Origin of the sequence: Acidiphilium sp. JA12-A1 (assembly GCF_000724705.2) — a bacterium.
Lineage (GTDB): Bacteria > Pseudomonadota > Alphaproteobacteria > Acetobacterales > Acetobacteraceae > Acidiphilium > Acidiphilium multivorum.
This window is the reverse complement of record NZ_JFHO01000135.1, coordinates 1-5,580: the sequence shown is the minus strand read 5'-3', so window position 1 is coordinate 5,580 and position 5,580 is coordinate 1. Positions and strand designations below refer to the sequence as shown.

6 protein-coding genes are annotated in these 5,580 nt (G+C 67.4%); 5 read left to right on the top strand and 1 reads right to left on the bottom strand.

The features are described from left to right. The 4 genes from RT91_RS18340 to RT91_RS18325 form a co-directional block, all read left to right on the top strand. Nucleotides 1-1,060: amino acid ABC transporter ATP-binding/permease protein (locus RT91_RS18340; protein ID WP_035189060.1), on the top strand; the 1,060-nt coding region annotated here is incomplete at its 5' end. Between the two features lie 120 nt (nt 1,061-1,180). Next, on the top strand, nt 1,181-2,794 hold the full coding sequence (locus RT91_RS18335) for a cytochrome ubiquinol oxidase subunit I (RefSeq protein ID WP_007421726.1): 1,614 nt from the start codon (nt 1,181-1,183) through the stop codon (nt 2,792-2,794). A gap of 12 nt (nt 2,795-2,806) precedes the next feature. Beyond that, nucleotides 2,807-3,946 carry a cytochrome d ubiquinol oxidase subunit II gene (gene cydB / locus RT91_RS18330; protein ID WP_007421727.1) on the top strand — a complete coding sequence of 380 codons (1,140 nt, stop codon included), beginning with the start codon at nt 2,807-2,809 and terminating at the stop codon, nt 3,944-3,946. Between the two features lie 17 nt (nt 3,947-3,963). Further along, nucleotides 3,964-4,173 (top strand): hypothetical protein, encoded by a 210-nt coding sequence (locus tag RT91_RS18325; RefSeq protein WP_007421728.1) that lies wholly within the window; start codon nt 3,964-3,966, stop codon nt 4,171-4,173. A 221-nt stretch (nt 4,174-4,394) separates the two neighbouring features. Here RT91_RS18325 and RT91_RS18320 read toward each other — a convergent pair whose 3' ends face one another. Then, nucleotides 4,395-4,811: a hypothetical protein gene (locus RT91_RS18320; RefSeq protein WP_240314353.1), complete on the bottom strand. Its 417-nt coding sequence runs from the start codon at nt 4,809-4,811 to the stop codon at nt 4,395-4,397. 108 nt (nt 4,812-4,919) lie between these two features. Between RT91_RS18320 and RT91_RS21705 the strand changes: the two genes are divergently transcribed. After that, nucleotides 4,920-5,492, top strand: coding sequence for a hypothetical protein (locus RT91_RS21705; RefSeq protein WP_160321865.1), 573 nt, complete (start codon nt 4,920-4,922; stop codon nt 5,490-5,492). Nucleotides 5,493-5,580: the final 88 nt, after the last annotated feature.

Sequence of the window (5,580 nt, the reverse complement as noted above, 5' to 3'; positions counted from 1 at the left end):
GAGCGCGGCGCTGCTCGCCGCCCAGCGCCGTCTCGCCGCGATCGCCGGCTTCGGTGCCGCCGCCGGCCTGCTCGTGGCCGGGCTGACGATGCTGGCGATGCTGCCGCTCGGCGGCGCGCTGGCCGATGCGCACCGGATCGCCGGGCCGGTCATCGCCCTGCTCGCCCTCGGCGCGATGGCCGCCTTCGAGGCCGTCGCCCCGCTGCCGGCGGCGTTCCAGCTCCTCGGCGGCATGGCGGATTCGGCGCGCCGCGTCTTCGACCTGCTCGACCGCCCGCCGCCCGTCGCCGAGCCCGCCTCCAGCCCGCCCCGCCCGGCCCGGCTCGATCTCCGGCTCGACGGCGTTTCGCTCCGCTATCCGGGCGCCGCGCATCCGGCGCTCGCCGGGATCGACCTCACGATCGCCGAGGGCGAGCACGTCACCATTCTCGGCCGCAGCGGTGCCGGCAAGACCTCGCTGTTCAACCTGCTGCTCCGCTTCGCCCCGCACGCGGCGGGAACGGCCACGATCGGCGGCGTCGATCTCGCCACGATCCGCGGCGACGACCTGCGCTCGCTGTTCACCGTGGTCTCGCAGACCACCGCGATCTTCGCCGGCACCCTGCGCGACAACCTCCTCCTCGCCCGCCCGGATGCGGACGATGCGGCACTCTGGCGCGCCCTCGAGACCGCCCGCCTCGCCGATTTCGTCCGCGCCCGTCCCGGTGGTCTCGATTCGCTGGTGGGCGAGGCGGGGGCAAAACTCTCCGGCGGCGAGGCGCGGCGGCTCTCGCTCGCCCGCGCCGCCCTGCGCGCCACCCCCTTCCTGCTGCTCGACGAGCCGACCGAGGGGCTCGACCCGCTGACCGAGGCCGAATTCCGCCGCGCGCTCGCCGGCCTCGCCGCCGGGCGCACGGTGGTCGCCATCACCCACCGGCTCGACCACCTCGCCGATGACGACCGCGTGGTGATGCTGGCCGAGGGCCGCATCGTCGCCGACGGCCGTTTCGGCGCGCTCCGCCAGGGCGCCGGGCCTGTGGCGCGCCTGTCACGGCTGCGGGAGATGTCGCTCCGGTTCTGAGCCCGGCTGAAACGGATTGATACAGATCAATGCGCCGCCGCGTGGCGGCATTATCGATCGGGAAACTACCGTTCACCGCCGTGCGGGGAATCCCGCCGGTCCTCGGGCCAGGAGTCCATCATGATCGACCCGACAGTCGTCGACCTGTCGCGCCTGCAATTCGCGCTGACCGCGCTATATCATTTCCTTTTCGTCCCCCTCACGCTGGGCATGACCTTCCTGCTCGCGACGATGGAGACGGTCTACGTCATCACCGGCAAGAAGATTTACAAGGACATGGCCCTGTTCTGGGGCAAGCTGTTCGGCATCAACTTCGCCATCGGCGTCGCCACCGGCCTGACCATGGAATTCGAGTTCGGCACCAACTGGTCGATGTACTCGCATTTCGTGGGCGACGTGTTCGGCACCCCGCTCGCCATCGAGGGGCTGATGGCCTTCTTCATGGAAAGCACCTTCATCGGCCTGATGATCTTCGGCTGGGACCGGCTGAGCCGCCCCGCGCATCTCGCCATCACCTACCTCGTCGCCCTCGGCTCGAACCTCTCGGCGCTGTGGATCCTGATCGCCAACGGCTTCATGCAGGACCCGACCGGCGCGAAATTCGACCCGGACACGATGCGCATGCAGTTCCACAGCTTCATGTCCCTCGTCTTCAGCCAGGATGCGCAGGCGAAGTTCGTGCATACCTCGATCGCCGGCTTCGTCACCGGCTCGATGTTCGTGATGGGCATCTCGGCCTACTACCTGCTGCGCCGCCAGCACCGCGAATTCGCCGCCCGCTCGTTCCGCATCGCCGCGATCTTCGGGCTGATCTCCACCCTCGGCGTGGTCACGCTGGGCGACGCGCTCGGCCGCATGGACTATCTCGTGCAGCCGACCAAGCTCGCCGCGATGGAAGGCATCTGGCACACCACCAAGGGGCCCAGCGCGCCCTGGCTGATCGCCGCCGTGCCGAATGACCGCACGCAGAAGAACGATTTCGCCATCGGTATCCCCTATGTGCTGACCCCGCTGGTCGCGCATGCCTGGAATGTCCGCATCCCCGGCATCGACGAACTGGAACAGCAGGCCCAGCTTCGCGCCGCCAAGGGCATCCAGGCGGTGATCGCGCTCAAGCAGTATGGCGAAACCCACAGCCCGGCGGCGCTCGCCGCCTTCCGCAAGAACGAGGCGGACATGGGCTACGGCTTCCTCGCCCAGCGCTTCGCGCCGGATCAGGACCTGTCGAAGATCACGCCCTCGAACCTGCCGGGCATCCTGAAAAGGGCCGGCCGCGAATCGATCCCCAACGTCTTCGTCGAGTTCTGGAGCTTCCGCCTGATGGTCGGCCTCGGCCTCGCCTTCCTCGTGGTGTTCGCCTTCGGCGCCTATTACAGTCTGAGGAACGAGCTTGAGAAACACCCGCTGGTGATGCGCGCGGCGATGTGGGCGATCCCGCTGCCGGTGCTGGCCTGCGAGTTCGGCTGGATCACCGCCGAGAACGGCCGCCAGCCCTGGACGGTTTATGGCTGGCTGCCGACCTTCCAGTCCGCCTCCAGCCACACGGTCGGCTACATGCTGTTCTCGCTGATCGGCTTCGCGCTGCTCTACAGCCTGTTCATCGCCGCCGAACTCTACCTGATGTTCAAATATGCAAGGCTCGGCCCCGGCGAGCACGCCCATGCCCGTCCGGTCGAGGCGGCGGCCAGCCCGTCGCTGATGCGCCCCGGCTACGCCGACAAGTCCTGGCAGTAAGGAAACCGCGCCATGGAACTCTATATCGCGCTCAAGGTCATCTGGGCCGTGCTGCTCGGGGTGCTTCTCTCCGGCCTCGGCATCATGGTGGGGATGGACATGGGGGTCGGCGCGCTGCTGCGCTTCGTCGGCCGCACCGATGCCGAACGCCGCACCGCGCTCGCCGTGATCGGCCCGCACTGGGACGGCAACCAGGTCTGGTTCATTCTCGGCGGCGGCGCCATCTTCGCCGCCTTCCCGACGCTCTACGCCACCTCGTTCTCGACCTTCTACGTGGTGATGATCCTGCTGCTGTTCAGCATGATCATGCGCCCGGTCGCCTTCGAATACCGCTCCAAGGTCGATGCGCGGCGCTGGCGCGCGACCTGGGACTGGGCGTTCCTGATCTCCGGCGCGCTGCCGATGATCATCTACGGCGCCGCCTTCGGCAACGTGCTGCAGGGGGTCGGCTTCCACTTCAGCTGGGACGGCCAGTACTACCAGGATGGCAGCTTCATCTGGTACCTGCTCAACCCCTTCGCGGTGATGTGCGGCGTGCTCTCGCTCGCCCTCGCCGTGCACCAGGGCGGGGCGATGCTGATGATCCGCGGCGAGGGCCCGATCGCCGAGCGCGCCCGGCGCTATGCGGTGCCCGCCGGCCTGCTCGCCGCCGCCCTGTTCGCGATCGGCGGCGTCTGGGTCCGCTTCATCAAGGGCTTCGCCTACACCGCCCCGGTCAACCCGGCGATGCCGGCGACCCCGCTCGGCGGCCCTTCGGTGGCGATGCGCGCCGGCGCCTGGATGGACAATTTCCACCAGCATCCGGTGCTCTGGCTGCTGCCGGCGGTGGGCCTGCTCGGCATGGTCGCGGGTCCGCTGGCGCTCGCCGCCCGCAAGCCGATCCTCGGCTGGTGGCTCGGCGCGCTGGCCTGGATCGGCACGATCTTCACCACCGGGGCGGCGATGTTCCCCTTCCTGATGCCCTCCACCACCGCGCCGGCGCAGAGCCTGACGGTGTGGAACGCCTCGGGCAGCGCCTACAATCTCGGCTGGATGCTGGCCTTCGCGCTGGTCTTCGTGCCGATCATCCTGAGCTACACGGCCTGGGCCTTCCGCGTCATGCGCGGGAAGGTCAAGACCGAGTCCGTCATCGCCAACGATCACTCCTACTGAGGAGCGGAGATCGAGCCATGTTGAACACGATCAAATTCGCCGCCCTCGCGGTCATCCTCTTCGCGGCGATCCTGCTCGCCGTGGTCACCGGCGACGAGGGGCCCTGGTATTTCGGCTGGCTGGTCGGAACGATGATGATCGTTCTGATCTCGGCGAGCGGCGCCGTTCTGTTCGAGGCACAGCAATCGGCGGTCCTTGGCCGCCATCAGCCCGACGACAAAGTGTAAGGAGACGCCCCGATGCTCGGTGGACTTGAAGGCCTGATCCTGTTCATCCCGTTCGTCTATCTCGGGTTGTACGTTCTCGCATGGCTGTACACGCGGCGCCGCTTCCCCTGACGGCAGCGCCGTAGCCGTGCCAGTCTGGCCGGGCCGCTTTCGGGCGGTCCGGCCGCTTGTCGTTCTGGAGGACTTGCCGGCCGGGCCGGCATTCCTTGCGTCGGGGCGGGTCAGAGCAGGAAGGTGTGTTCCCCGGCCCGGGAGACCGCCCGGGCAACACCGCCGAGCGCGCCGGCCGGAAGGTCGGCCCCCGTGGCGACGATGCGGATGGCGCCGCAGCCGGTATCATGCGCGATGGCCGCGAGCCGTGCCGCGAGCGCGGTGAGCAGCGGCCTGTCATCGAGCGGGTCGAGCACCGCGAAGGGCCGCACCGCCATCAGCCGGCCATGTTCGAGATCGGCCTCGCACCGGTAGCAGGCCAGGCCGCAAGGGTTGCGCCGCCGCACCCGGCGGATCGTGATCATGCCGCGCCGGCCGGGATTCGCCGCGATGCACTCGCGCGCATGGCGCCGCCATCGCGCGAGGTCGAGCCAGGGCTGGGCCAGGCGCGCGATCACGAAGCACGGGTCGATGTGCTCGCGGATCATGGGTTCGATCAGGTAAGTCGGTTCATGCATGCGTAAGAGGGGCAAAAATGTGGGTGACCGTACATTTTTTCCTTGCACCGATTCGGCGCAGGGGAGTCTTTGGGTCATGTGCCTCCGTCCGTCACCCTTTCCGCGCTGAGCCGTGCAGAGCTTGAAGCTCTGCTGGTCGAACTGTTCGGTGAGATCGCCAGCCTGAAGGTGATCGTTGCTGAATTGCGCGAAGAGAATGCGCGACTGAAGGGTCTGAAGGGTCGCCCGCATATCAAACCGAGTGGCATGGAAAAAGGAACAGCGCCGCCGAAGCCCCAGAAGCAGGAGAAGCGTCCCGTTCGGGGCAAGGTCTCACCCCGGGTCAAAGTCGAAGAAAAGGTGATCGGGATTGAGGTCCCGCCAGGAGCTGTTTTCAAAGGTCATGAACCTTTTCTGGTCCAGGACCTCGTGATTTCGGCGACGGCGACCCGTTACCTGCGAGAGCGCTGGATAACGCCGGATGGCCGGACGATCCTGGCACCATTGCCTCAAGGAACCGCAGGCCATTTCGGTCCGGAACTACGCCGCTTCGTGCTGGTGCAATATCATCAGGGTCAATCGACGATGCCGCGGTTGCTCGCCTTGTTGCGWTCGCTGGGGATTTCGATCTCGAAGCGGCAGTTGGTTCGCCTGTTGAACGTAGAACCATGAGCGTTCATCGCTGAAGCGTCAGGATGGTTCTGTCGTGCGGGACTGGAAACATCTTCTGGGTCAGTGTGACGACACCGGTGCACGGCAT